20 protein-coding genes and 1 tRNA gene are annotated in these 22,778 nt (G+C 68.0%); 8 read left to right on the top strand and 13 right to left on the bottom strand.

Features of this window, described 5'->3' with window-relative positions:
* Nucleotides 1-239: 239 nt before the first annotated feature.
* From ACPCJR_RS16905 to ACPCJR_RS16935, 7 genes are all read right to left on the bottom strand, one after another.
* Nucleotides 240-1,250: an SLAC1 anion channel family protein gene (locus ACPCJR_RS16905; protein ID WP_391513047.1), complete on the bottom strand. Its 1,011-nt coding sequence runs from the start codon at nucleotides 1,248-1,250 to the stop codon at nucleotides 240-242.
* 11 nt (nucleotides 1,251-1,261) lie between these two features.
* Complete coding sequence (locus ACPCJR_RS16910) at nucleotides 1,262-3,523, bottom strand: xanthine dehydrogenase family protein molybdopterin-binding subunit (protein WP_391513045.1); 2,262 nt, start codon at nucleotides 3,521-3,523, stop codon at nucleotides 1,262-1,264.
* Between the two features lie 15 nt (nucleotides 3,524-3,538).
* On the bottom strand, nucleotides 3,539-3,985 hold the full coding sequence (locus tag ACPCJR_RS16915) for a (2Fe-2S)-binding protein (protein WP_391513043.1): 447 nt from the start codon (nucleotides 3,983-3,985) through the stop codon (nucleotides 3,539-3,541).
* A gap of 134 nt (nucleotides 3,986-4,119) precedes the next feature.
* Nucleotides 4,120-5,067 (bottom strand): GlxA family transcriptional regulator, encoded by a 948-nt coding sequence (locus tag ACPCJR_RS16920; RefSeq protein WP_391513041.1) that lies wholly within the window; start codon nucleotides 5,065-5,067, stop codon nucleotides 4,120-4,122.
* A gap of 772 nt (nucleotides 5,068-5,839) precedes the next feature.
* Nucleotides 5,840-6,355: a cupin domain-containing protein gene (locus ACPCJR_RS16925; RefSeq protein WP_391513039.1), complete on the bottom strand. Its 516-nt coding sequence runs from the start codon at nucleotides 6,353-6,355 to the stop codon at nucleotides 5,840-5,842.
* 181 nt (nucleotides 6,356-6,536) lie between these two features.
* Complete coding sequence (locus tag ACPCJR_RS16930; RefSeq protein ID WP_391513037.1) at nucleotides 6,537-6,701, bottom strand: hypothetical protein; 165 nt, start codon at nucleotides 6,699-6,701, stop codon at nucleotides 6,537-6,539.
* A gap of 69 nt (nucleotides 6,702-6,770) precedes the next feature.
* Nucleotides 6,771-7,670: an NAD(P)H-hydrate dehydratase gene (locus ACPCJR_RS16935; RefSeq protein ID WP_391513036.1), complete on the bottom strand. Its 900-nt coding sequence runs from the start codon at nucleotides 7,668-7,670 to the stop codon at nucleotides 6,771-6,773.
* A 219-nt stretch (nucleotides 7,671-7,889) separates the two neighbouring features.
* Between ACPCJR_RS16935 and ACPCJR_RS16940 the strand changes: the two genes are divergently transcribed.
* Nucleotides 7,890-8,891, top strand: a complete 1,002-nt coding sequence (locus ACPCJR_RS16940) for an SDR family oxidoreductase (RefSeq protein ID WP_391513034.1) — start codon at nucleotides 7,890-7,892, stop codon at nucleotides 8,889-8,891.
* Between the two features lie 13 nt (nucleotides 8,892-8,904).
* Here ACPCJR_RS16940 and ACPCJR_RS16945 read toward each other — a convergent pair whose 3' ends face one another.
* Nucleotides 8,905-9,183, bottom strand: a complete 279-nt coding sequence (locus ACPCJR_RS16945) for an adenylosuccinate synthase (RefSeq protein WP_391513032.1) — start codon at nucleotides 9,181-9,183, stop codon at nucleotides 8,905-8,907.
* A gap of 37 nt (nucleotides 9,184-9,220) precedes the next feature.
* Nucleotides 9,221-9,475, bottom strand: coding sequence for a hypothetical protein (locus tag ACPCJR_RS16950; protein WP_391513030.1), 255 nt, complete (start codon nucleotides 9,473-9,475; stop codon nucleotides 9,221-9,223).
* Nucleotides 9,476-9,799: 324 nt separating this feature from the next.
* Here ACPCJR_RS16950 and ACPCJR_RS16955 point away from each other — a divergent pair, with 324 nt between their 5' ends.
* Nucleotides 9,800-11,332 carry an acyl-CoA carboxylase subunit beta gene (locus tag ACPCJR_RS16955; protein WP_391513028.1) on the top strand — a complete coding sequence of 511 codons (1,533 nt, stop codon included), beginning with the start codon at nucleotides 9,800-9,802 and terminating at the stop codon, nucleotides 11,330-11,332.
* A 60-nt stretch (nucleotides 11,333-11,392) separates the two neighbouring features.
* Here the strand turns inward: ACPCJR_RS16955 and ACPCJR_RS16960 are convergent, their stop codons facing one another.
* Complete coding sequence (locus ACPCJR_RS16960; RefSeq protein ID WP_391513027.1) at nucleotides 11,393-11,947, bottom strand: TerB family tellurite resistance protein; 555 nt, start codon at nucleotides 11,945-11,947, stop codon at nucleotides 11,393-11,395.
* A 120-nt stretch (nucleotides 11,948-12,067) separates the two neighbouring features.
* Nucleotides 12,068-12,142: transfer RNA gene (locus ACPCJR_RS16965), tRNA-Val, on the bottom strand.
* Between the two features lie 232 nt (nucleotides 12,143-12,374).
* Here ACPCJR_RS16965 and ACPCJR_RS16970 point away from each other — a divergent pair.
* From ACPCJR_RS16970 to ACPCJR_RS16985, 4 genes are all read left to right on the top strand, one after another.
* Nucleotides 12,375-13,022, top strand: a complete 648-nt coding sequence (locus ACPCJR_RS16970) for a TetR/AcrR family transcriptional regulator (protein WP_391513025.1) — start codon at nucleotides 12,375-12,377, stop codon at nucleotides 13,020-13,022.
* A gap of 32 nt (nucleotides 13,023-13,054) precedes the next feature.
* Nucleotides 13,055-14,074 (top strand): ketol-acid reductoisomerase, encoded by a 1,020-nt coding sequence (gene ilvC / locus ACPCJR_RS16975; RefSeq protein WP_391513023.1) that lies wholly within the window; start codon nucleotides 13,055-13,057, stop codon nucleotides 14,072-14,074.
* A gap of 165 nt (nucleotides 14,075-14,239) precedes the next feature.
* A complete protein-coding gene (locus ACPCJR_RS16980; protein ID WP_391513021.1) occupies nucleotides 14,240-14,893 on the top strand; it encodes a pyridoxamine 5'-phosphate oxidase family protein in 654 nt (217 codons plus the stop codon).
* A 138-nt stretch (nucleotides 14,894-15,031) separates the two neighbouring features.
* Entirely contained in the window at nucleotides 15,032-15,850 is an 819-nt protein-coding gene (locus ACPCJR_RS16985) for a class I SAM-dependent methyltransferase (protein ID WP_391513019.1), read from the top strand.
* Between the two features lie 191 nt (nucleotides 15,851-16,041).
* Here ACPCJR_RS16985 and ccrA read toward each other — a convergent pair whose 3' ends face one another.
* Both ccrA and ACPCJR_RS16995 read right to left on the bottom strand, forming a co-directional pair.
* Complete coding sequence (ccrA, locus tag ACPCJR_RS16990) at nucleotides 16,042-17,340, bottom strand: crotonyl-CoA carboxylase/reductase (protein WP_331285313.1); 1,299 nt, start codon at nucleotides 17,338-17,340, stop codon at nucleotides 16,042-16,044.
* A 182-nt stretch (nucleotides 17,341-17,522) separates the two neighbouring features.
* Nucleotides 17,523-18,995: a catalase gene (locus ACPCJR_RS16995; RefSeq protein WP_391513017.1), complete on the bottom strand. Its 1,473-nt coding sequence runs from the start codon at nucleotides 18,993-18,995 to the stop codon at nucleotides 17,523-17,525.
* A 368-nt stretch (nucleotides 18,996-19,363) separates the two neighbouring features.
* On the opposite strand from ACPCJR_RS16995, the gene ACPCJR_RS17000 reads away from it, so the two are divergent.
* Complete coding sequence (locus ACPCJR_RS17000) at nucleotides 19,364-21,430, top strand: protein meaA (protein WP_391513015.1); 2,067 nt, start codon at nucleotides 19,364-19,366, stop codon at nucleotides 21,428-21,430.
* 283 nt (nucleotides 21,431-21,713) lie between these two features.
* Nucleotides 21,714-22,775, top strand: coding sequence for a tryptophan--tRNA ligase (trpS, locus tag ACPCJR_RS17005; protein ID WP_391513013.1), 1,062 nt, complete (start codon nucleotides 21,714-21,716; stop codon nucleotides 22,773-22,775).
* Nucleotides 22,776-22,778 lie beyond the last annotated feature (3 nt).

Below are 22,778 nucleotides of genomic sequence, written 5' to 3' on the forward strand. Positions count from 1 at the left end.
CGCGCTCGCGTTCAAATCATAATCCTTGTGTCGGGGGTTCAAATCCCTCCCTCGCTACCATCCTTTTCTTCAAGCCTTGCTAAGTCTTAGCAAGGCTTTTTGTTTGCCCGTTCCGCTCGGCGTTTCGGCGATCGGAAACGGGGGCGATCGCTCGGAGCGAGCCGATACGAAGCGGGTGGCGTCCCACTCGCTCGACACCCGACGTCGAGCGATCGAACTCGGAACGGCAGAGCTGTCCGTCACCTCGTCAGTTCGCGCAATTCGTTGCGGGCGATGCCGAGAAGGGTGCGTGCCGCGAGGCCGGCGATCGTCACGGTGGCGATGGCCAGGAGGCCCAGCGCCAGGGCATCGGCGGGGAGTTCCCGCTTGTGCTCGGCATAGCGCAGGCCGGCGACGGCGACGGCCGCGAGGGGAAAGCTGACGGCCCACCACGAGACCCGGAACGGACAGCAGCGCGGCAGGTCGCGCAGGCGGTTGGCGAGAACGATCAGGACGAACAGCGCGATGAAGAACAGAGCCTCCGCGAACGCGTCGATTGCGCCGAGCGTGGCGACGTAGCTGGAGAAGCCGACGGCGAAGGGGGCCATCAGGATCATCAGCGTCGGCCTCTGCGCTGGAGGCAGTGGCTCCTCGAAGACGAGGCGCGCGAAGATCAGGGTAAAGAGCGGGATCGCGAAGAACAGGCCCACGCTGAGGGAGAACATCGCCAGCGCCCCCGTATAAGGCAGGCCGAGCAGCGGCGTGGCGAGCGGGATGTCGAGCAGGCCGACGACGGGCACGATCCAGGCCGGGGTGGCGTGTGCGACCTGCTGGCGGCTGCCCATCCAGCGGCTCACGATGACGAACGCGAAGACGAGCATCCCGGCCGCGCCGAGCATCCAGGTCGCCGCGGCCGCGAGCGGGCTGAGGCCGTGAACAACGAACGGCAGCAGCAGCAGGCTGATGAACACCGTGCCGAACAGGTTGCCGGCGATCGGGTGGCGAAACTCCGCAAGGACGCTGGGCCAGGCGGTGACCGCCTTGACCGCATAGGCCAAGGCGAGGGCCAGGAACGCCGCGAGGGCGATCCACCCGATCGCGTCGGCGATGAGGGGCGGCAGGCCGTAGCGCGCGGCCGCGAGACGCCAGGCGACGCTCAGCCCGCTCAGGCCCATCACGGCGCCGAACAGGCCGACCGGCAGGTAATCGAAGCGGGGCGCGCGCTTGGCGGCGATCGATTGCGCGTCGACGGTGGTCGCGACCGGCGTCATGATCGGGCTCCTCAGACTCCCGAGAGTGGCGTCTTCGCGAGCGGGAGACTGCGCACGCGCCGCCCCGTCAGCACCGCGACGGCGTTGACCACGGCCGGCGGCACGCCGGGCAGCCCGGGCTCGCCGATGCCGCCCATCGGTGCCCCGCTCTCGACGATGGTGACGTGGACCCGCGGCATGCGCTCACGGTCGAGGATCGGGTAGGCGTCGAAATTGCGTGCCTGCCGCTGGCCGCCCTCGTAGACCACCTGTTCGAGCAGCGTGGCGGACAGGCCGAGCGCCGCCGCGCTTTCCACCTGCCGCTTCACGATCGCCGGATTGACGACGCGGCCCGGGTCGATGGCGATCCAGAGGTCGTGCACCCGCGCCTCGCCGTCCTTGAGCGAGACCTCGGCGATCGTCGCGGTCTCGGAGCCGAAGGGCGAGGCCATCGCGACGCCGCGGGCCCGCTCCGTGCCGTCCTCCGCCCGGAACTTGCCCGCCTTCCAGCCTCCGGCCGCATCGGCCACCGCCTGGAGCAGCACGCGGTGGCGCGGGCTGTCCTTCACGAGCGCCGCGCGCAGCGCGAACGGGTCCTTGCCGCCGGCCGCGGCGACCTCGTCGAGGAAGCTTTCGTAGAAGTAGTCGTTCATCGAGTGCCCGACCGAGCGCCAGAAGGCGATCGTGACCGGATGGAGCACCTTCACGTAGTCGGTGCGGCGGTTCGGGATCGCGTAGGGCTTCTTGTCGAGGCCCTCGACCACGGAGGAATCGACCGGCGACTTGAACAAGGCCCCGAACCAGCGGCCGATCGGCCCCTCGCCGACGGCCGTGCTCTGCAGCGCGACCGGCATCCCGTCACCCCCGAGCGCCGCGCGGAAGCGGGCGAAGCCGAGGGGGCGCAGCGCATCCATGCCGAATTCCTCCTCGCGCGACCACAGCACGCGGACCGGGCGGCCCGTCGCCCGCGCGAGCAGGATCGCCTGAGGAAACGGGTTGCCGGGTCCGTAGTAGAAGTGGCGCCCGAAGAAGCCCCCGAGCATCGGCGAGTGGATGCGAACCTGCGCCGGCTGTACCCCCGCCGTGGCGGCTGCCACCTGCTGAAACAGCTCGGGCATCTGGTTGGGCAGCCAGAGGTCGAGGCTGCCGTCGGCCGCGAACCGGGCGACCGCCGAGGGCGGTTCGAGCTGCGCATGGGCGAGGTAGGGCGCGTCGTACTCCGCCTCGACGATGCTCGATGCGCGCGCGAACGCGCTGGCGACGTCGCCCTCCTGCTCGGCGGCGATGCCGGCCTCCGGGGAGGATTGCAGGGCCGCCAGCATCGCGCTCGACGAGAAGGTCTTCGAGACCGTGGCGATCCCGTCCGCGGCGGGGCTCGTCCAATCCACGCGCAGCGCCTCGGCGCCCTTGCGGGCCCGCCACCAGGAATCGGCCACGACCGCGACGGCCCCCGGCAGGCGATGTACGGAGTGGATACCCGGCATCGCGCGGATCTCCGCCTCGTTGGCGACGGTCCGCGGCTCGGTGCCGAGATGCGGGGCGTGCTGGACCGCCGCGTGCAGCATCCCTTCGAGCCGGATGTCGATGGCGTAAGTGGCCCGCCCGGTCGACTTGTCGCGCATGTCGAGCCGTGGGACCGGCTGGCCGATCCAGCGGAAGCTGCCGGAGGGCTTCAAAGGCACGTCGCCCCGGGGCTGGAGGGCGAGCGCCGCGGCGGCGAGATCGCCGTAGCCGAGGCTGCGGCCGGAGGCGGCGTGGACGACGCGTCCGTCCTCGGTCGTCAGGCTGTCCTGCGGCACGGCGAGGCGGGCGGCTGCGGCGCGCAGCAGCATCTCGCGGGCGGTGGCGCCGAGCCGGCGCATGGTGTCGAAGCTCGACCGGGTCGAGAAGCTGCCGCCGGTCATGCGCAGGCCGTTGACCACGGCGTAATCGGGGCCGGGCGGCGCGCATTCCACCAGGAAGCGGGCCGGATCGAGATCGAGTTCCTCGCCGATGGTCTGGGCAAGACCGGTATTGATGCCCTGGCCGCCCTCGACGAAGGGGCTGAGCAGCCGCACCGTTCCGTCGGGCCGCATTTCGAGGAAGGCGGCCACGCGCGTGCCGGGCTTGGGCGCGATGGCGGCGGCACCCTCCGCCCGCTCTTGCGCGGCCGCAGGAGCCCGACCGAGATCGACGCCCAGTACGAGCGCCCCGGCGGCGACACCGAGAAATCCGCGCCGCGAGAGGTTGCGGACGGGTGCACCGCCGAATTCATCGTGAGGGCCGGCCGGGCGCACAGGCGTGAGGTCGTTCATAGTCACGCTCCCAGCTCAAGCCGCGGCCTGCCGCACGGCGGCGGCGATGGCGTTGTAGGTGCCGCAGCGGCAGAGATTGGTCATCGCCGAGGCGATGTCGTCCTCGCTCGGCTTCGGCGTTTCCTTGAGGAGGCCGGTCGCCGCCATCACCTGTCCCGACTGGCAGTAGCCGCATTGCGGGACTTCGATCCCGATCCAGGCCGCGACGACTTTCGCGCCGACCGGATCGTGCTCGATCGCCTCGATCGTTGTCACCGGCTGCGCTCCGACGCTCTCCACCGGGATCTGGCAGGAGCGCGTCGCCTGACCGTCGAGCAGGACCGTACAGGCACCGCATTGGCCGATACCGCAACCGTACTTGGTACCAGTCAGACCCAGAGTGTCGCGGAGAACGAACAGAAGCGGCGTGTCGGGCTCGACATCGACCGCATGTTGGCGACCATTGATCGTCAAGCTCATCATAGCCGCGCTCCTCCGAACCTTCGAAAGTCACGCTCTCTTGAATAAAGACGACCGACTTCGTCGCAAACGTCATAAACGCAGCGATTTCGGACATGCATCCGGCGGCTGGCCCTGGAGAACTTCGGGACTGACCTTCAGGCCGCCGGCCTCTCCCGCGCCTCGCGCTGCCTGATCTCCTGTGGCGTCCTGGCATAGATCCGCAGGAAGGCGCGCCGCATCCGCTCCCGGTCGATGAAGCCGGTCTCGGAGGCGACGACATCGAGGGAGTGCCGGCTGCGCAGCAGCAGCACGCGGGCGGCGTCGGCGCGAAGACGCTCGATCATCTTGGCCGGTGCAAGGCCGAACTCCGCCCGCACCGCCCGGCTGAACTGCCGGGGCGACAGGCCGGCAACATCGGCGAGGCGGGCGACGCCGAGCGGCTCCTGAAGATGGGCGCGCACGAAGGCGAAGACGCGCTGTATCCGATCGGATTTCGGCTCCAGATCCAGGAGGTTCGAGGATTGTTGCTGAACGCCGGATCGGCGGCGTTCGAGCAGCATGCGGCGGGCGACGTCACGGGCGGCCATCGGCCCGAGGTCGTCCTCGACGAGCGCCAGGGCCATGTCGATCGAGGCCGTCATCCCGGCGGAGGTCCAGATCGACCCGTCGCGGATATAGAGCTGGTCGATCTCCACCCGCAGCTCCGGGAAACGCGCCGCAAGCTCGGCGTTGTCGCGCCAATGGGCGGTCACCCGACGGCCGGCGAGAAGGCCCGCCTCGGCGAGGACGAAGCTGCCGCGGCAGAAGGAGGCGATCCGGCGCGCATGCCCGGCCGCCCGTCGCACGTAGTCGAGGGTGACCGGAGAGCCCGCACTCGCGCCCGTGAATGCGGTAACGATCAGCGTATCGAAGACGGTGTCGCCGGCCGGCTCCGTCATGACGGCGAAACCGGCATTCGTCGGCACGTTGCCACCCGTCTCCGAGATGAGATGCAGATCGTAGACAGGTTCGCCCGCCACGTTGTTGGCGACCTGGAACACGGCCATCGCCGAGAGCGACATCAGCTTCAGATCGGGGAGCGCGAGAACGCCGACACTCAGCATGATCTTCTTCCTGCGTCCGATTCCTTAAGAGATATCGCAATTCCGGTCCCGAACGAGACTTGTCTTGTCCTCGGGCGTCGAGGATTTCGTGCACTCTACCATCCTTCGAGAATGTGCCGCGAGGAACCGTCGGCTCGGAATGCCGGCCGGAAGCGCGGCAAGTCTTGAAGTGCCTCGCAAGTCTTGGAGTGCCTCAATGGAAACGATCGGCCGGGACCTGCGCGAGATGCAGCGCGCGCCGCTGACGGCGTCGCACCTTGCGGCGATCCGGGCGGCGAGTTCCGGTTGATCGCCTCGGCCTTCACCCCTCTCCGTCATCGCGAGGCGGAGCCGAAGCGACCCAGAGCGCGACTTGTCCGGAAGGTACGGAGACTTGGATTGCTTTCGCTGAGCCTCGCAAGGACGAGGGACGAGATCGAAGCGATCAAACGGAAATTGTAAGCTCGGCCCCGCGCGACGGCCCACTCATGGGACGATCCGCGAGGGACGGCCGTGGCAGGCGATGAATCCGGCTCAATCCGTGCCCATCAGCGCGGCTTGCGCCGGGCCTTGGCCCAGGAGGCGAAGAGGAAGCCGAGGCCGCTCAGCCCGAGGATTCCGGCGATGATGCCGAGCCAAACCATCCCGCCTGCCATCTCGGCCTCCCGCCTCTGCCTGAGGGGAGAACGCGAGCGCGTGCAATGGTTTCAGCGTGACAGGCTGTCGCCTCGCGGCCTGCCGCCCCCCCGGCGAGACTGTCTCGGCTTGTGGGAGCGCAACCGATGCGGGGCAGTCACGGCCGCTTGTGGATCGGATCGACCCAGTAGACGGTCTCGGGCCGTTCGGCCGCCTCGACATCGGGCAGGTTGACCACCACCGCCTCGTTGTCGGAGCGCACCAGCACGCAGTGCAGGGGCTCGCCGGTGGAGGCGTTGATCTCCTGGTGCGGCACGAACGGAGGCACGAAGATGAAGTCGCCGGGTCCAGCCTCGGCCACGTATTCCAGGCGCTCACCCCAGCGCATCCGGGCGCGGCCCGAGACGACGTAGATCACGCTCTCCAGGGCGCCGTGGTGATGCACGCCGGTCTTGGCGTCGGGCGCGATCGCCACCGTGCCGGCCCAGATCTTCTGCGCGCCGACCCGGGCGGCGTTGACCGCCGCCTGCCGGAACATGCCGGGCGTCTGGGCGGTGTTGGGGTCGAGCCGGTCGCCGGGGATCACCCGCACGCCGTCATGCTTCCAGCGCGCGGCGGCGCGCTCGTCATGATCTTGAGTGTGGGGCTCATGATCGTCGCCGATGTCGTGCATGTCAGTCGAACTCCGCGACCACCATCATCGCACGGGAGCGGACGCCGCGGGAAATCCCGGATCACGAATTGCTTCGGTGTACGCGCTGAGCGGTGCCGCTTCACGTCCTGAACCGGTCAGCCGCGATGTCGGAGAGGTGCTGCTGCCCGCGAAGGGAGGATCGCATGGCCGCACCCGGCGCTCACCCGCCGCCGATGCCGGTGACGACCTTTCCGGTCCCATTGCAATCCGGGCAGGTCTTCGCCTCGAACTGGCCGCTGCCGCTGCAGCGCGGGCAGAGGTTCTCGCCCGTGCCGGGCGTGCCGGGGGGCGCATCGTCCCCGGGTTTCGTAGGCTCCGCTGACATCGTGACTGCCCTCCTCGTCTGAGGTGGGGAAGAACCCGCCCGTTTTCGGCGATGTTCCCGATGCTCTCGCTACACCGATGCCGGGGCTGCGGTCGCCGCCTCGTTCAGGAGGGCAGGCACCTCGCCTGGAAGTTCGCGCGCGAGGAAGCCGAGCGGGCCGATGCGCGCCGCCAAGCGCCGTCCGGCCTGACCGTGCAGGTAGACGCCCCAGAGCGCCGCCGTCATCGCCTCGACCCCTCGGGCGAGGAGGCCACCGATGATTCCGGACAGAACGTCGCCGGAGCCGGAGGTCGCGAGACCGACCCCGCCGCCGGCATAGAGCCAGTGCGCACCGGCCGGGTCCACGACCCAGCTTCGCGCGCCCTTCATGATCACCACGCAGCCCAACAGCTCCGCGGCCCGGACGGCCGCCGCGCGCGGGTCCGCCTCGACCGCCGCACGCTCCATCCCGAGGAGCTGCGCCATCTCGCCGGCATGCGGGGTGATCACGCCCCGGCCGCCGCAGGATCGTATCGTCTGCGCATGGGCGCCGAGCCCGCTTAGCGCCCCGGCATCGAGCACGCAGGGCGCGAGCGGCCCGTCCGACAGGAGGGAGAGCACGAGTGCGTCCGTCGCCGCGCCGGGGCTGAGGCCCGGACCGATCAGCAGCGCGTCGCAGCGTTTCGCGAGTGCCGGGAGGCGCGCCGCTTCCGTCGGATCGATCTGACCCTCGCTCGTTTGGCGCAGGCCGATCACCCGCGCCTCCGGCAGCGCGACGGCGGTTGCCACCGCGACGCTCTCGGCCGTGACGATCCGCAGGCGTCCCGCGCCGGCGCGCAAGGCCGCGGTCCCGGCCAGAAGGATCGCTCCGGGAAGCTCGGCCGAGCCGCCGAGCACGAGCACCGTGCCGCGTTGCTCCTTGCCGCCCTCCTCCGGAATCGGAAGCGGTATTTTTCGGAGTGCTTCGAGCGTCAGGTCGTTCTCACTCATCGCGCTGCCGGCTCGCTCTCGGTGGTGTTGGGCGCCCCATTCCGCTCCGCGCGGATGCGCCGAGGCCGAAGCGTAAAGCGCGCGACCGGACCGGTTGATCCCGGTGCACGATGGACCGCCGACGACGCGCGAAAACGGCGCAGGCCGAAACATCTCGGTGGGCTCACGCGTAGCCCTGCCGGTGCTCCGAGGCGAGCGCGCGGCAACGAGCGACGGATCATGAAGAACAAGCCCCTCCGCGAGCAGATCCTCGTCATCACCGGCGCTTCGAGCGGCATCGGTCTGGCCACCGCCCGCATGGCCGTGCAGCGCGGCGCCCGGGTCGTCCTGGCGGCGCGCAGCGAGGACGCCCTGACGAAGCTGGCGGCCGAGTTCGGCCCCCGTGCCGTCTCCGTGGTGGCCGATGTCGGTCGGCGGGAGGACGTGCAGGCCATCGCCGACAAGGCGGTCGCCACCTTCGGCAGATTCGACACCTGGGTGAACGTCGCCGGGCTCACGGTCTACGGTCCCTTGCGCGAGATCTCGCAGGAGGATCACGAGCGGCTGATCCGGACCAACTTCTGGGGCACGGTGAACGGCTCGCTCATCGCGGCCGAGCATCTGCGGCAGCGCGGGGGCGCCCTCGTCAATGTCGGCAGCATCGCCTCCGACCTCGCCTTCCCGTTCCAGGGCCTCTACGCCGCCTCGAAGCACGCGGTGAAGGGCTTCACCGACACGCTGCGCATGGAGTTGATCGCGGAGGGCGCACCCGTCTCGGTCACCCTGATCAAGCCGGCCTCCATCGACACGCCGCTGCCGAGCCGGGCGCGCAACTACATGGACCGCGAGCCGACGCTGCCGCCGCCGATCTATCCGCCGAGCGAGGTGGCCAACGCCATCCTGCACGCCGCGGTCCATCCCCAGCGCGACATCTTCGTTGGCGGCGGCGGCAAGCTGTTCGTGATGGGCAAGGAGTTCGCGCCCGGCGCCTACGACGAACTCGCCCCCGCCATCATCGCGCTGCAGAAGCGGTCCCAGCCACCCCGGAAGCCGAATGGCGCCCTGCACGCCCCGCAGGATGCCGGGCGCGAGCGCGGCGATCCGCCGGTCTACGTCCAGCGCACCAGCGCCTACACCCGTGCGAGCCTGCACCCGCTTGCCTCGGCGGGCGCCGTCCTGGGTCTCGGGGCCGCGGCGGCCCTGCTGCTCGCCGGGCGGCCGCGCGGTCGCAGCGGGCTCTGAAACGGACGCGCCGTCAGCCGGCCTCCTCGACCGCGAACTGCATCCCCCGCCCCGGGCCCTGGTCGGCGTAATCGACCAGGGACAATCCACGCTCGGCCAGCGTCTCCTCGATGATGTCGCGATGCTTGCGCACCATCTGGCCGATGGCCAGCGGCGTCAGCCGGGGATTGGCTTGCCGCAGCCGGTCGATCCCGACATCGGCGGGCGTCCCGTCCGCTTCGGCGAGGCGGGCCAGTGCGAGCCCGAGATCGCGGGCCTTCCCCTCGGCGGCCGATCTTGGCTTCAATGCCATGTCTTATCCCTTGCGTTCCGTGTTCAACCGCCTCGGTTCAGCCGCCCTGCAGGCGCTCCGCGAAGTCGTCCGGGATCTCGCCGAAGGCCTCCAGGATCGTGGCGCTCTCCAGCTCCCCGGTCTCGTCGTCGGCCACGATCCTGAGCGCCGCCGCACCGGGCATGCGGCCGGCCACCGCCTGCGCCTTCTTCAGCGCACCGCTCTCGGTGGCGGTGGCTTCCTTGGCGCCGGGCACGAGGCGTTTGCGCTTCAGCTCGAAGGTCTGGACGATGTAGGTGGTCTTCAGGGCCATCTTCGCTTCCTTGACGGGACGCCTCGGCCCCGATCCCCGCGCGGCCGGCCCGCACGCGGCCGACGCCGACGCGCTGTCCGTTCACGCCTCGTTCTATCACGGAAACTGGATCGATCGGCATTCTTTTCCGGCCCGGCCCGAGAGAGAGCCTGCGGCGCTTGCGAAGCGTTGCCGGCCGCGAACGAAGCGGTCCTTGGCCTTTTAGAGCCGTTTCCGAGGGCCGAAGCGCGTGCTAAGGGCGATCGATCGATGCAAGGTCAAGCTCTCGCGGACTGATCTGCATTCAATAAACGATTTCGACCGCCAGGGAGTCTCGCCAGCACCATGAAGGACATTCTCGAGAAGCTTGAGGAGCGTCGTGCCCAGGCCCGTCTCGGCGGCGGGGAGAAGCGGCTCGAGGCCCAGCACAAGCGCGGCAAGCTCACGGCGCGCGAGCGCATCGAACTCCTGCTCGACCACGGGTCGTTCGAGGAGTTCGACATGTTCGTGCAGCACCGCTCGACCGATTTCGGCATGGAGAAGCAGAAGATCTCCGGCGACGGCGTCGTGACCGGCTGGGGCACCGTGAACGGGCGCACGGTCTTCCTCTTCTCCAAGGACTTCACGGTGTTCGGCGGCTCGCTGTCGGAGGCGCACGCGGCCAAGATCGTCAAGGTCCAGGACATGGCGCTCAAGATGCGCGCCCCGATCATCGGCATCTTCGACGCCGGCGGCGCCCGCATCCAGGAGGGCGTGGCGGCTCTCGGCGGTTACGGCGAGGTGTTCCGCCGCAACGTCGCGGCCTCCGGCGTGATCCCGCAGATCTCGGTCATCATGGGGCCCTGCGCGGGCGGCGACGTCTATTCGCCGGCCATGACCGATTTCATCTTCATGGTGCGCGACACGAGCTACATGTTCGTGACCGGCCCAGACGTGGTGAAGACCGTCACCAACGAGGTCGTCACCGCCGAGGAACTCGGCGGCGCCAAGGTACACACCACCAAGTCGTCCATCGCCGACGGCTCGTTCGAGAACGACGTCGAGGCGATCCTCCAGATCCGCCGCCTGCTCGACTTCCTGCCCGCCAACAACATCGAGGGCGTGCCGGAGATCGAGAGCTTCGACGACGTCAACCGCCTCGACAAGTCGCTCGACACCCTGATCCCGGACAACCCCAACAAGCCCTACGACATGGGCGAGCTGATCCGCCGGGTCGTGGACGAGGGCGACTTCTTCGAGATCCAGGCGGCGTATGCCCGCAACATCATCACCGGCTTCGGGCGGATCGAGGGACGCACCGTCGGCTTCGTGGCCAACCAGCCGCTGGTGCTCGCCGGCGTGCTCGACTCGGACGCCTCCCGCAAGGCGGCCCGCTTCGTGCGCTACTGCAACGCCTTCTCGATTCCGATCGTCACCTTCGTGGACGTGCCGGGCTTCCTGCCCGGGACCGCGCAGGAATATGGCGGCCTGATCAAGCACGGCGCCAAGCTGCTCTTCGCCTACAGCCAGGCGACGGTGCCGCTCGTGACCATCATCACCCGCAAGGCCTTCGGCGGCGCCTACGACGTCATGGCCTCCAAGCATGTCGGCGCCGACCTCAACTATGCTTGGCCGACGGCCCAGATCGCGGTGATGGGCGCCAAGGGCGCGGTCGAGATCATTTTCCGGAGTGAGATCGGGGACGCGGACAAGATCGCCGAGCGCACCAAGGAGTACGAGGACCGCTTCCTCTCGCCCTTCGTGGCGGCCGAGCGCGGCTACATCGATGAGGTGATCATGCCCCACTCGACCCGCAAGCGCATCGCGCGGGCGCTCGGCATGCTGCGCACCAAGGAGATGGAGCAGCCCTGGAAGAAGCACGACAACATCCCGCTCTGAAGGCGGGAACGAAGTTCGGCCGCCCCTCGGGGCGGCCTTTTCATTCGTCGGTGTCGAAGCTCAACCGAAATCCCCGGCCCTGTTCGTCGCCAGCGTCGGCTTGCCGCCGCTCAAGCGCCGCTTGAGCCGCACCAACGCCTCGCGCTGCAACTCGCTCGGTGCGGAATGGGCCGAGGCGACCTTGGTCAGCATCTCCACGAACTGCATCCGCTCGGCCTCGGTCAGCCGCTCGAGCAGGAGCGGGAGCAACGGGTCGGCCGCGAGCGAGAACGGGCGACGCTCCTGCGTGTAGCGCCAGGCCCGCTCGAAGGTCGCAGAGATCGTCCGGATCTCCAGCGGATTTTCCATCAGTTCGAGGATGCGGGTCTTCTCCGAGGCGGTGATCGGAGAGCCGGTGCGCACGATCTGGATCATCAGGATCACGGCGGCGAGCCGCACGTCGTTCACCCGCTGGAGCGGCGTGCCGACGATGCTCTCGAAGACGGACTTCGCCTGCCGTTGCAGCCCCTTGGTGTCCCGATCGACCTCCTTGATCTGCTTGACGGTGTAATGCGCCCGCAGGAGCCAGAACAGCACGCCAGCGATGACCGTTGCGACGAGAATGAGGACCGGCAACAGGCGTCTCCGTGCGAGCGGTGCGAATCGCGGCGAAGATCACCATGCGGTCGGCAAGGGGTCAAACCCGTGCAGCCGGACGTGCAGACAATCGTAAGGGGAAGAAATCGTGGAAGGGCGTGGTGGGCGCGACAGGGATCGAACCTGTGACCCTTCGCGTGTGAAGCGAATGCTCTCCCGCTGAGCTACGCACCCGAGCCCCGACGTACCGCCTGCGGAGGACGGTACGGGCGTCGCCTCGGCGACGGAGGGCCGTATACGCCGAGGCGGAGCGCTCGTAAAGCGGCTTCGACGACCACCCGCACGGAATCCTTCAGTCGGCTTCGAGCCGCCGCCCGTGGATTTCTCCGCCGCTCCGCTTGTGCCGCCGAATGGAACGCGCTAGTGGGCGAACCGTACCGTACGGTACGGGCTTTTCGACCGGATCATGCCGCCAACAGTCACGGAGACGAACGAGCCCCCGCAGCTGACGCCCTCCCCGCGTCAGCAGGCGGTGCTGGACGTCGTCCTGTCGCTGATGGTCGAGGGCGACGACCCGCTCACCATGGATGCGGTGGCGCGGCGGGCGAGTTGCTCGAAGGAGACCCTCTACAAGTGGTTCGGCGACCGTGACGGCCTGCTCGTCGCGACGGTGCGCTGGCAGGCCTCGCGCGTCCATGCGGGCCGCGAGGCGGTGGGCGCCCTCGATGCGGGAACCCTGCGCGACATCCTCCGCGATTTCGCCGCGAGCTGGCTCGCGGTGATCGCCAGCCGAACGTCGGTGGCGCTCAATCGCATCGCCATCGCCGATGCAGGTTCGCGCAAGAGCAATCTCGGCGGGATCGTGCTCGCCAACGGGCGCTTCGCCATCGGCGAGCGGGTCAAGCCCGTGCTCGAAGCGGGCCGCGCGGCCGGTCTTCTCGCTTTCGATGACAGCGAGGCGGCCTTCCGGACCTTCTTCGGTCTGGTCGGGCGCGATATCCAGATCCGACTTCTCCTCGGCGACGCGCTCGCGCTCGACGCCGCCGAGATCCGGAGCGACGCGGCCCGTGCCGTCGAGCAGTTCCTGGCCCTGTACGGCCAGGCGAAACCCTGAACCGAAGCCACTCAACCGAAGAGGACATCACCATGCGCGTCTATTACGATCGCGACGCCGACCTGAACCTGATCAAAGGCAAGAAGGTCGTCATCGTCGGCTACGGCAGCCAGGGCCATGCCCACGCGCTCAACCTGCGCGATTCGGGCGTGAAGGACATCGTCATCGCGCTGCGCGAGGGCTCGGCCACCGCCAAGAAGGCGGAGCACGAAGGCTTCAAGGTCATGAACGTCGCCGATGCCGCCAAGCAGGCCGACGTCGTCATGATGCTCACCCCCGACGAGCTGCAGGGCGACATCTACAAGGAGTCGCTCGAGGGCAACATGAAGCAGGGCGCCGCGCTCCTGTTCGCCCACGGCCTCAACGTGCACTTCAACCTGATCGAGCCCCGCAAAGATCTCGACGTGCTGATGGTCGCCCCGAAGGGCCCCGGCCACACCGTGCGCGGCGAGTACCTCAAGGGCGGCGGCGTGCCGACCCTGATCGCCATCGCCCAGGACGCCTCGGGCAACGCCCACGACCTCGGCCTCTCCTACGCCTCGGCCAATGGCGGCGGCCGCGCCGGCATCATCGAGACCACCTTCAAGGAAGAGTGCGAGACCGACCTGTTCGGTGAGCAGGCCGTGCTCTGCGGCGGCCTCGTCGAGCTGATCAAGGCCGGCTTCGAGACCTTGGTCGAGGCGGGCTACGCCCCCGAGATGGCCTATTTCGAGTGCCTGCACGAGGTGAAGCTGATCGTCGACCTCATCTACGAGGGCGGCATCGCCAACATGAACTACTCGATCTCGAACACCGCCGAGTACGGCGAGTACGTCACCGGCCCGCGCATCGTCACGCCGGAGACCAAGGCCGAGATGAAGCGCGTCCTCAACGACATCCAGTCGGGCATCTTCACCCGCAACTGGATGCTGGAAAACAAGGTCGGCCAGACCTCGTTCAAGGCCACCCGCGCCAAGCTCGCCGCCCACCCGATCGAGGAGGTCGGCGCCAAGCTGCGCGGCATGATGCCGTGGATCTCCGAGAAGGCCCTGGTCGATAAGTCCAAGAACTAACTTGGCATGGGGAGGCCGTGCGTCGCTCGGCCTCCACCGCTGCAGAGAAGGGCCGGTTCGCGCGAGCGTGACCGGCCTTTTTCGTAGGCCGTTTGCGGGTTTTCATCTTTGCCTTAAACGCTCCTCGGAGGAGGCCCGAGGCAACGGGCCCCGGAGGAGACGCTCATGGCATCGCTCTACTCGGAGGCGCACCGCGCGCTCCAAGAGGAATTCGGCACGACCAAGCTCGCCGTCCGCCTGGACGAGGATTGGGTGCACGAGACGGTTCAACCCGACGAGGCCGCCTTCATCGGCTCGCGCGACATGTTCTTCCTCTCCACCGTCGATCCCGACGGCATGCCGACCGTCTCCTACAAGGGCGGGCCGAGCGGCTTCGTGAAGGTGCTCGACGGCTCGACGCTGGTGTTTCCCGGCTTCGACGGCAACGGGATGTTCTACTCGGTCGGCAACATCGCCGGACAGGCCAAGGTCGGCCTGCTCTTCATCGATTTCGAGACGCCGCACCGCGTCCGCGTCCAGGGCCATGCCTCGGTGCTGCGCGACGACCCGCTGATGGCGCAGTACACGGAAGCAAAGTACCTCGTGAAGGTCGACGTGACCAAGATCTGGGTCAACTGCCCGCGCTACATTCACAAGTACCGGAAACTCGAGCAGAACAAGTACGTCCCGCGGCCCGACCGCGAGACGCCGCTCGCCGCCTGGAAGCGGCTCGATCTCGCCGGCGACGTCATCAGCGACGAGGACAAGGCGCGGGTCGCCAAGGAGGGCCGTCTCGAAGTCTCGGAGTACGAGGCGCTCGTCGCCCGCGGCGAGGCCTGAGCCGCGGGGCTCCGAGCCGGATCGGGGGCGGGCCGGGCTCGCGCAATCGTTCGGATCGGCCGGCTTTACGGAGCCGGCCGCCTCGTGCTTCGTGCGCCCGATCCCGGTCGCCGCAGCGGCCCGCCTCTCGACATGACGATGCCTGGAACACTCCTCGACAAACATCCGCGGCTCAAGCGCAGGCTGAAATCCGTCGCCAAATCCGTCGGCATCCTGCGCGACAGCCCCGCCAACGCGTTCTACCGCGACCTCGCCGAGGTGACGTCGCGGCGCGACGACCCGTTTTCGAAGCTGTTCTACGGCTACGACGGCGACCACCTGATCAACAAGTGGGACCACTTCCTGCCGATCTACAGCCGGCTTTTCGCGCCGTTCCGGGACGGCATGCCGGACGGGCGCCCCCTGCGCTTCCTCGAGATCGGGGTCTACGAGGGCGGTTCCCTCGATCTCTGGCGGCGCTTCTTCGGGCCCGACGCCATCCTCTACGGCATCGACGTCGATCAGCGGTGCGCCGTGTTCGATGGCCGCGCGGCGCAGGTTCGCATCGGTTCGCAGGCCGACCCAGCCTTCCTCCGCTCCGTGGTCGAGGAGATGGGCGGCGTCGATGTCGTCCTCGACGACGGCAGCCATGTCGCGAGCCACCAGCGCATCAGCTTCGACACGTTGTTCCCGCTTCTGGCGCAGGACGGGCTCTACGTCGCCGAAGACCTGCACACCGCGTACTGGAAGGGGTACGAGGGCGGCTACCGGCGCAAGGGCACGTTCTTGGAGGTCACCAAGGCGTTCATCGACGACATGCACGGCTGGTATCACGGCCGGAGGACCAGCGAGATCGGGCGCAGCATCGGCGCGATCCACGTCTACGACAGTATCGTCGCCTTCGAGAAGGGCGGCGGCGAGCGGCCGTTCCACACTACCATCGGCACGCCGCAACGGGCGATCGACCGGGTGCGCTGACACCTCGATATGACAGTGCCCGCGCATCGCCGGGATGCGCGGGCACTGTCACATCACGTGGTCCGGACGCGACGATGTCCCCTTGCCGTCATTGCGAGGCGGAGCCGAAGCAATCCAGCGCGCCGACACCTCCGGAGAGGTCGCGCCGCTGGATCGCTTCGCTGACGCTCGCGATGACGGCGAAACGGAGCTTACATCGCCTTGAGCGGCCCGGCCTCGATCACGTCCTCGACGGTGCGCAGGCCCGCGCGGGTGGAATTGACGAGCACCGCCATGTTGCCCGGCGGGTGCTGGTTCTTCCACATCTTGGTGTGGGCGGCCGGGATCTTGTCCCAGGGGAACACCTCGCTCATGCAGGGATCGACGCGCCGGTCCATCACGAACTGGTTGGCGGCGGAGGCCTGCTTGAGGTGGGCGAAGTGCGAGCCCTGGATGCGCTTCTGGCGCATCCAGACGTAGCGAGCGTCGAAGGTGATGTTGAAGCCGGTCGTGCCGGCGCAGAACACCACCATGCCGCCGCGCTTCACCACCAGCGACGAGACCGGGAAGGTCGCCTCGCCCGGATGCTCGAACACGATGTCGACGTCGTTGCCCTTGCCGGTGATGTCCCAGATCGCCTTGCCGAACTTCCGGGCTTCCTTGAGCCAGGTGTTGTACTCAGGCGAGTTCACCTTCGGGAGCTGGCCCCAGCACTCGAAGTCCTTGCGGTTGATGACGCCCTTGGCGCCGAGGCTCATGACGTAGTCGCGCTTCGACTCGTCCGAGATCACCGCGATGGCGTTGGCGCCGGACGCCGCGCAGAGCTGCACGCCGAACACGCCGAGACCGCCGGAGGCGCCCCAGATCAGCACGTTCTGGCCCGGGCGCACGGTGTGCGGCGCGTGGCCGAACAGCATGCGGTAGGCGGTGGCGAGGGTCAGCGTGTAGCAGGCGGCCTCTTCCCAGGTCAGGTGCTTGGGCCGGGACATGAGCTGGCGCGACTGCACCCGGCAGAACTGGGCGAAGGAGCCGTCACCGGTCTCGTAACCCCAGATGCGCTGGGTCGGCGAGAACATCGGATCGCCGCCGTTGCACTCCTCGTCGTCGCCGTCGTCCTGGTTGCAGTGGACGATGACCTCGTCGCCGACCTTCCAGCGCTTCACCTTGGCGCCGACCTTCCAGACGATGCCCGAGGCGTCGGAGCCGGCGATGTGGTACTCGCCCTTGTGCACGTCGAAGGGCGAGATCGGCTCGCCGAGGCCCGCCCAGACGCCGTTGTAGTTCACGCCCGCGGCCATGACGTAGACGAGCACCTCGTCGTCGCCGATGTCCCAAACGGGCAGCACTTCGAGCTGATGCGACTCTTCCGGCGGCCCGTGGCGCTCGCGGCGGATCGCCCAGGCATACATCTTGGCAGGCACGTGGCCGAGCGGGGGGATCTCGCCAAGCTCGTAAAGGTCCTTGGCTTCCGCCGTTTGCCCGGTCCAAGCCGGCGCTGCGCTTGCAGCCATCGTGGCACTCCCTGTCACATCCCTGGCGCGCGCGTATCGATCCACGCGACCTTGGCCGACGCTATAAGCACGATGTTTCCGGCCTTCCAAGTGGCCTAAAAGGCAGGGGTTTGTCTCGTCCGCACAAAAAAGAGGCACCGGCCGAAGCCAATGCCTCTGTATTCAAAATAACGTTGAGATGACTACTCGGCGGCGGCCCGCGTAGTGTCGATTCCGAGGCCCTCGGCCACGCCGCGTCCGAAATCCCCGTGCACCTTGTTCCAATGGGCGATCATTCGCTCTTGGATGGGGCGCGGGCTGTCGCCCATCGAGGTGACGATGTTCTCGACGAGCCGCTTGCGCCCGCCCTCGTCCAGCACCTTGGTCCAGAACAGGCGCGGCTGGCCATAGAGATCCTCGTCGTCCCCGGGCCAGCCGTAGCGGCCGGCATCGCCGCGGATGCGCAGGGGCGGTTCGGCGAAGGACGAGTCCTGCTTCGGACCGCCGAAGGAGTTTGGCTCGTAATCGACCTGGGCGCCGTGGTTGCCGTCGGTGCGCATGGCGCCGTCGCGGTGGTAGGTCTGAACGGGCGCGTTCCTCGCCTGATTGACCGGGATCTGCTGATAATTCACCCCGAGCCGGTAGCGGTGGGCGTCGGCGTAGGACAGCACCCGGTTCTGCAGCATCTTGTCCGGTGAGAAGCCGATGCCGGGTACCACGTTCGAGGGCTCGAAGGCGGATTGCTCGATCTCGGCGAAGTAGTTTTCAGGATTGCGATTCAGCTCCATCTCGCCGATCTCGATCAGCGGATAGTCGCCGTGCGGCCAGACCTTGGTGAGGTCGAACGGGTTGATGCGGTAGGTGTCGGCTTCCAGTTCCGGCATGATCTGCACCGAGACCTTCCACTTCGGGAAGTCGCCGGTCTCGATGGCGTTGGAGAGGTCGGCGGCGGAATAGTCCGGATCCTTACCGGCCACCTCGTCGGCTTCGTCGGCGGTGAAGTTCTGGACGCCCTGCTGGGTGTGGAAGTGGAACTTCACCCAGTAGCGCTCGCCCCGATCGTTCCAGAGCGAGAAGGTATGCGAGCCGTAGCCGTTCATGAAGCGGGCGGATTTCGGCGTGCCGCGATCCGAGTACAGGAACATCACCTGATGGATCGCCTCGGGCGACAGGCTCCAGAAGTCCCAGCGGCGCCAGTGCGGCTTGAGGTGGGTGCGCGGGTCGCGCTTCTGCGTGCGGATGAAGTCGGAGAACTTGATCGCGTCGCGTACGAAGAAGATCGGCGTGTTGTTGCCGACGAGATCCCAGTTGCCCTCCTCCGTATAGAACTTAAGGGCGAAGCCGCGCGGGTCGCGGGCCGTGTCGGCCGAGCCGGACTCGCCGCCGACCGTGGAGAAGCGCGCCACCATCGGCACCTCCTTGCCGACCTCGGTCAGCACCCTCGCGCGGGTGAACTCGGCGAGCGATTTGGTGAGCCGGAAGGTGCCGTAGGCACCGTAGCCCTTGGCGTGGACCACGCGCTCCGGGATCCGCTCCCGGTTGAAATGGGCCATCTTCTCGATGAGGTGGTAGTCCTGCATCAGCACCGGGCCGCGCGGGCCGGCGGTGAGCGAGTTCTGGTTGTCGGAAATCGGGTTTCCGAAGGCCGTGGTCAATCGCGGGCTCTGGTCTGCCATCGCATGTCTCTCCTCATCGATGCCTCTGCGGGCAGGCGTCGCGACCAGCGGTGTGCCGTGCGAACGTTGCCGCCCCAACGCATGAGGCCGAGCTTGGAGCCGTTCGAATTTGCTGACGGAGCGCTGCATCTGTCGCCGCGCCGAGAGGGGTTCGCGCAGACGTGATGGATGCTGCCTAAAACCGGTCTTTCCCGAAGCGATCGATCGAAGACAAATCCACTTCACGGACGCACCAAGTTTTTCCAGGGCTTGAGGCGGACGGCCTCGACCTTTCTCCCAGATGACGCGGCGGGACGGCTTCGCTACGGTGCCGGCCAACAGCCGCGTGGACGAAGCGCGAAGTCGGATCGGACAGGGAGTCGAGTGGAATGAGCGCGAGCGCGAGCGTGGCGGAAGTCAAGCGCGACAAGCCCTGGATCATTCGCACCTATGCGGGTCACTCCACGGCGGCGGAATCGAACAAGCTCTATCGCGGCAACCTCGCCAAGGGTCAGACCGGCCTGTCGGTGGCCTTCGATCTGCCGACCCAGACGGGTTACGACCCGGACCACGAACTCGCCCGCGGCGAGGTCGGCAAGGTCGGCGTCTCGATCGCGCATCTGGGCGACATGCGGGCCCTGTTCGACCAGATCCCGCTGGCGCAGATGAACACCTCCATGACGATCAACGCCACGGCGCCGTGGCTGTTGTCGCTCTATCTCGCGGTGGCCGAGGAGCAGGGCGCGCCGCTCGCGAGCCTCCAGGGCACCACGCAGAACGACATCATCAAGGAATATCTCTCGCGCGGCACCTACGTCTTTCCGCCCGCGCCCTCGCTCCGGCTCACCAAGGACGTGATCCTGTTCACGACCAAGAACGTGCCCAAGTGGAACCCGATGAACGTCTGCTCCTACCACCTGCAGGAGGCGGGGGCGACGCCGGTTCAGGAACTCTCCTACGCGCTGGCCATCGCCATCGCCGTGCTCGACACGGTGCGCGACGACCCCGATTTCGACGAGGCCAGCTTCTCCGACGTCTTCAGCCGGATCTCGTTCTTCGTGAACGCCGGCATGCGGTTCGTCACCGAAATCTGCAAGATGCGGGCCTTCGCCGAGCTCTGGGACGAGATCGCCCAGGAGCGCTACGGCATCACCGACGCCAAGAAGCGGATTTTCCGCTACGGCGTGCAGGTCAACAGCCTCGGGCTGACGGAGCAGCAGCCCGAGAACAACGTCCACCGCATCCTGATCGAGATGCTGGCGGTCACGCTGTCGAAGCGCGCCCGCGCCCGCGCGGTGCAGCTCCCGGCCTGGAACGAGGCGCTCGGCCTGCCGCGCCCCTGGGACCAGCAATGGTCAATGCGGATGCAGCAGATCCTCGCCTTCGAGACCGACCTTCTCGAATACGACGACATCTTCGACGGCTCGACGGTGATCGAGTCCCGCGTCGATGCGCTGAAGGAGCAGACCCGGGCCGAACTGAAGCGCATCGCCGAACTGGGTGGCGCGGTGACCGCGGTCGAGGCCGGCGAGTTGAAGCGGGCGCTGGTGGAATCGAACGCCCGGCGCATCGCGGCGATCGAGAAGGGCGAGCAGATCGTCGTCGGCGTCAACAAGTGGCAGCAGGGCGAGCCCTCGCCGCTCACCGCCGGGGACGGGGCGATCTTCACCGTCTCCGAGACGGTCGAGATGGAGGCGGAGGCCCGCATCCGCGAGTGGCGCTCCCGGCGCGACGACCGCGCGGTCGGACAGGCGCTGGCGGATCTGGAGCAGGCCGCGCGTTCGGGAGCCAACATCATGCCGCCCTCCATCGCCGCGGCGAAGGCGGGCGTGACGACGGGCGAGTGGGGCCAGCGCCTGCGCGAGGTGTTCGGCGAGTACCGCGCGCCCACCGGCGTGACGCTGGAGACCGTCACCTCGGGGGCGGCGGAGGAGGCACGGCTTCTCATCGCCGATCTCGGCGAGCGCCTAGGCGAGACGCCGCGGCTCGTGGTCGGCAAGCCGGGCCTCGACGGCCATTCCAACGGCGCCGAGCAAATTGCGCTGCGCGCCCGCGACGTCGGCTTCGACGTGACCTACGACGGCATTCGCCAGACGCCGACCGAGATCGTCGCCAAGGCGAAGGAGCGGGGCGCCCACGTCATCGGCCTGTCCGTGCTCTCGGGCAGCCACGTGCCGCTGGTGCGGGAGGTGAAGGCCAAGCTGCGCGAGGCCGGGCTCGACCATGTGCCGGTCGTCGTCGGCGGCATCATCTCGACCGAGGACGAGCTGGTGCTCAAGAACATGGGCGTCACCGCGGTCTACACGCCCAAAGACTACGAGCTCGACAAGATCATGGTCGGCCTGGCCAAGGTGGTGGAGCGGGCGCTCGACAAGCGCGCCGCCGACCGGGCGGACACGGAGGCCGGCGTGCCGGGGGCACCGAAGCGGGGCGAGAACGCGGCGCAGGTGTTCTAAGCGACCGCAAACACGCTTTTCCCGGGCTCGCCCTCATCCTGAGCTTCCCCTTGCTTCGGCAAGGGGCCTCGAAGGATCCTCCAGGAATCGAGCGGTAACTGGAAGATCCTTCGAGGCTGCTTCGCAGCACCTCAGGATGAGGTGGTGAATGGGATGGGCCGGCGCGGGAAACGCACCGGCTGCCTGCTTGACCGGCCGCCGCCGCCGGTGCCAGTAACCGCCGCTTCAAGCGGGACGCGCGTTCGCCTCGGCCCAGCCCTTCCTCCTCCAAGGACCCGCGCCGATGGCCGCGTTCACCGAACTCGTCTTCTCCGGCGTCCAGCCGACCGGAAACCTGCACCTCGGCAACTATCTCGGCGCGATCAAGCGTTTCGTCGAGATGCAGGAGCGGGACGCGCAGTGCCTCTACTGCGTGGTCGATCTGCACGCGATCACCCTCTGGCAGGACCCGCAAGCGCTCAAAGGGCAGATTCGCGAGGTCACCGCCGCCTTCCTCGCCGCCGGCATCGATCCGAAGCGCTCGATCGTCTTCAACCAGTCCCAGGTGCCGCAGCACGCGGAACTGGCCTGGATCTTCAACTGCGTGGCCCGTCTCGGCTGGCTCAACCGCATGACGCAGTTCAAGGACAAGGCCGGCAAGGACCGGGAGAACGCCTCGATCGGGCTCTACGACTATCCCGTGCTCATGGCCGCCGACATCCTGGCCTACCGGGCGACGCACGTGCCCGTGGGCGAGGACCAGAAGCAGCACCTCGAACTGACCCGCGACATCGCGCAGAAGTTCAACAACGACTTCGCGCAGTCGATCCAGGCCCACGGCCACGGTGAGCAGTTCTTCCCGATCACCGAGCCGCTGATCGGCGGGCCGGCGGCGCGGGTGATGTCCCTGCGCGACGGCACCAAGAAGATGTCGAAGTCGGACCCCTCCGACTACTCGCGCATTGCGCTGACCGATGACGCCGACGCCATCGCCCAGAAGGTGCGCAAGGCCAAGACCGATCCGGAGCCCCTCCCCTCCGAGGTCGCGGGTCTCGCCGGGCGGCCGGAGGCCGACAACTTGGTCGGCATCTTCGCGGCCCTGCGCGGCATCACCCGCGAGGAGGTGCTGACGGATTTCGGCGGCGCGCAGTTCTCCAGTTTCAAGCCGGCGCTCGTCGAACTCGCCGTGGAGATGCTGGCGCCGGTGAATGCCGAGATGAAGCGCCTCGTCGCCGATCCGGCCTATATCGATTCGGTGCTCGCCGACGGTGCGGACCGGGCCGCTTCCATCGCCGCGCCGACGCTGGATGCCGTCAAGGACATCGTCGGCTTCGTCCGTCGCGGGCCGGCCCTCAGGACGGTGTGAGGG

Origin of the sequence: Methylobacterium sp. NPDC097929, from assembly GCF_049543375.1 — a bacterium.
Taxonomy (GTDB): Bacteria; Pseudomonadota; Alphaproteobacteria; order Rhizobiales; family Beijerinckiaceae; genus Methylobacterium.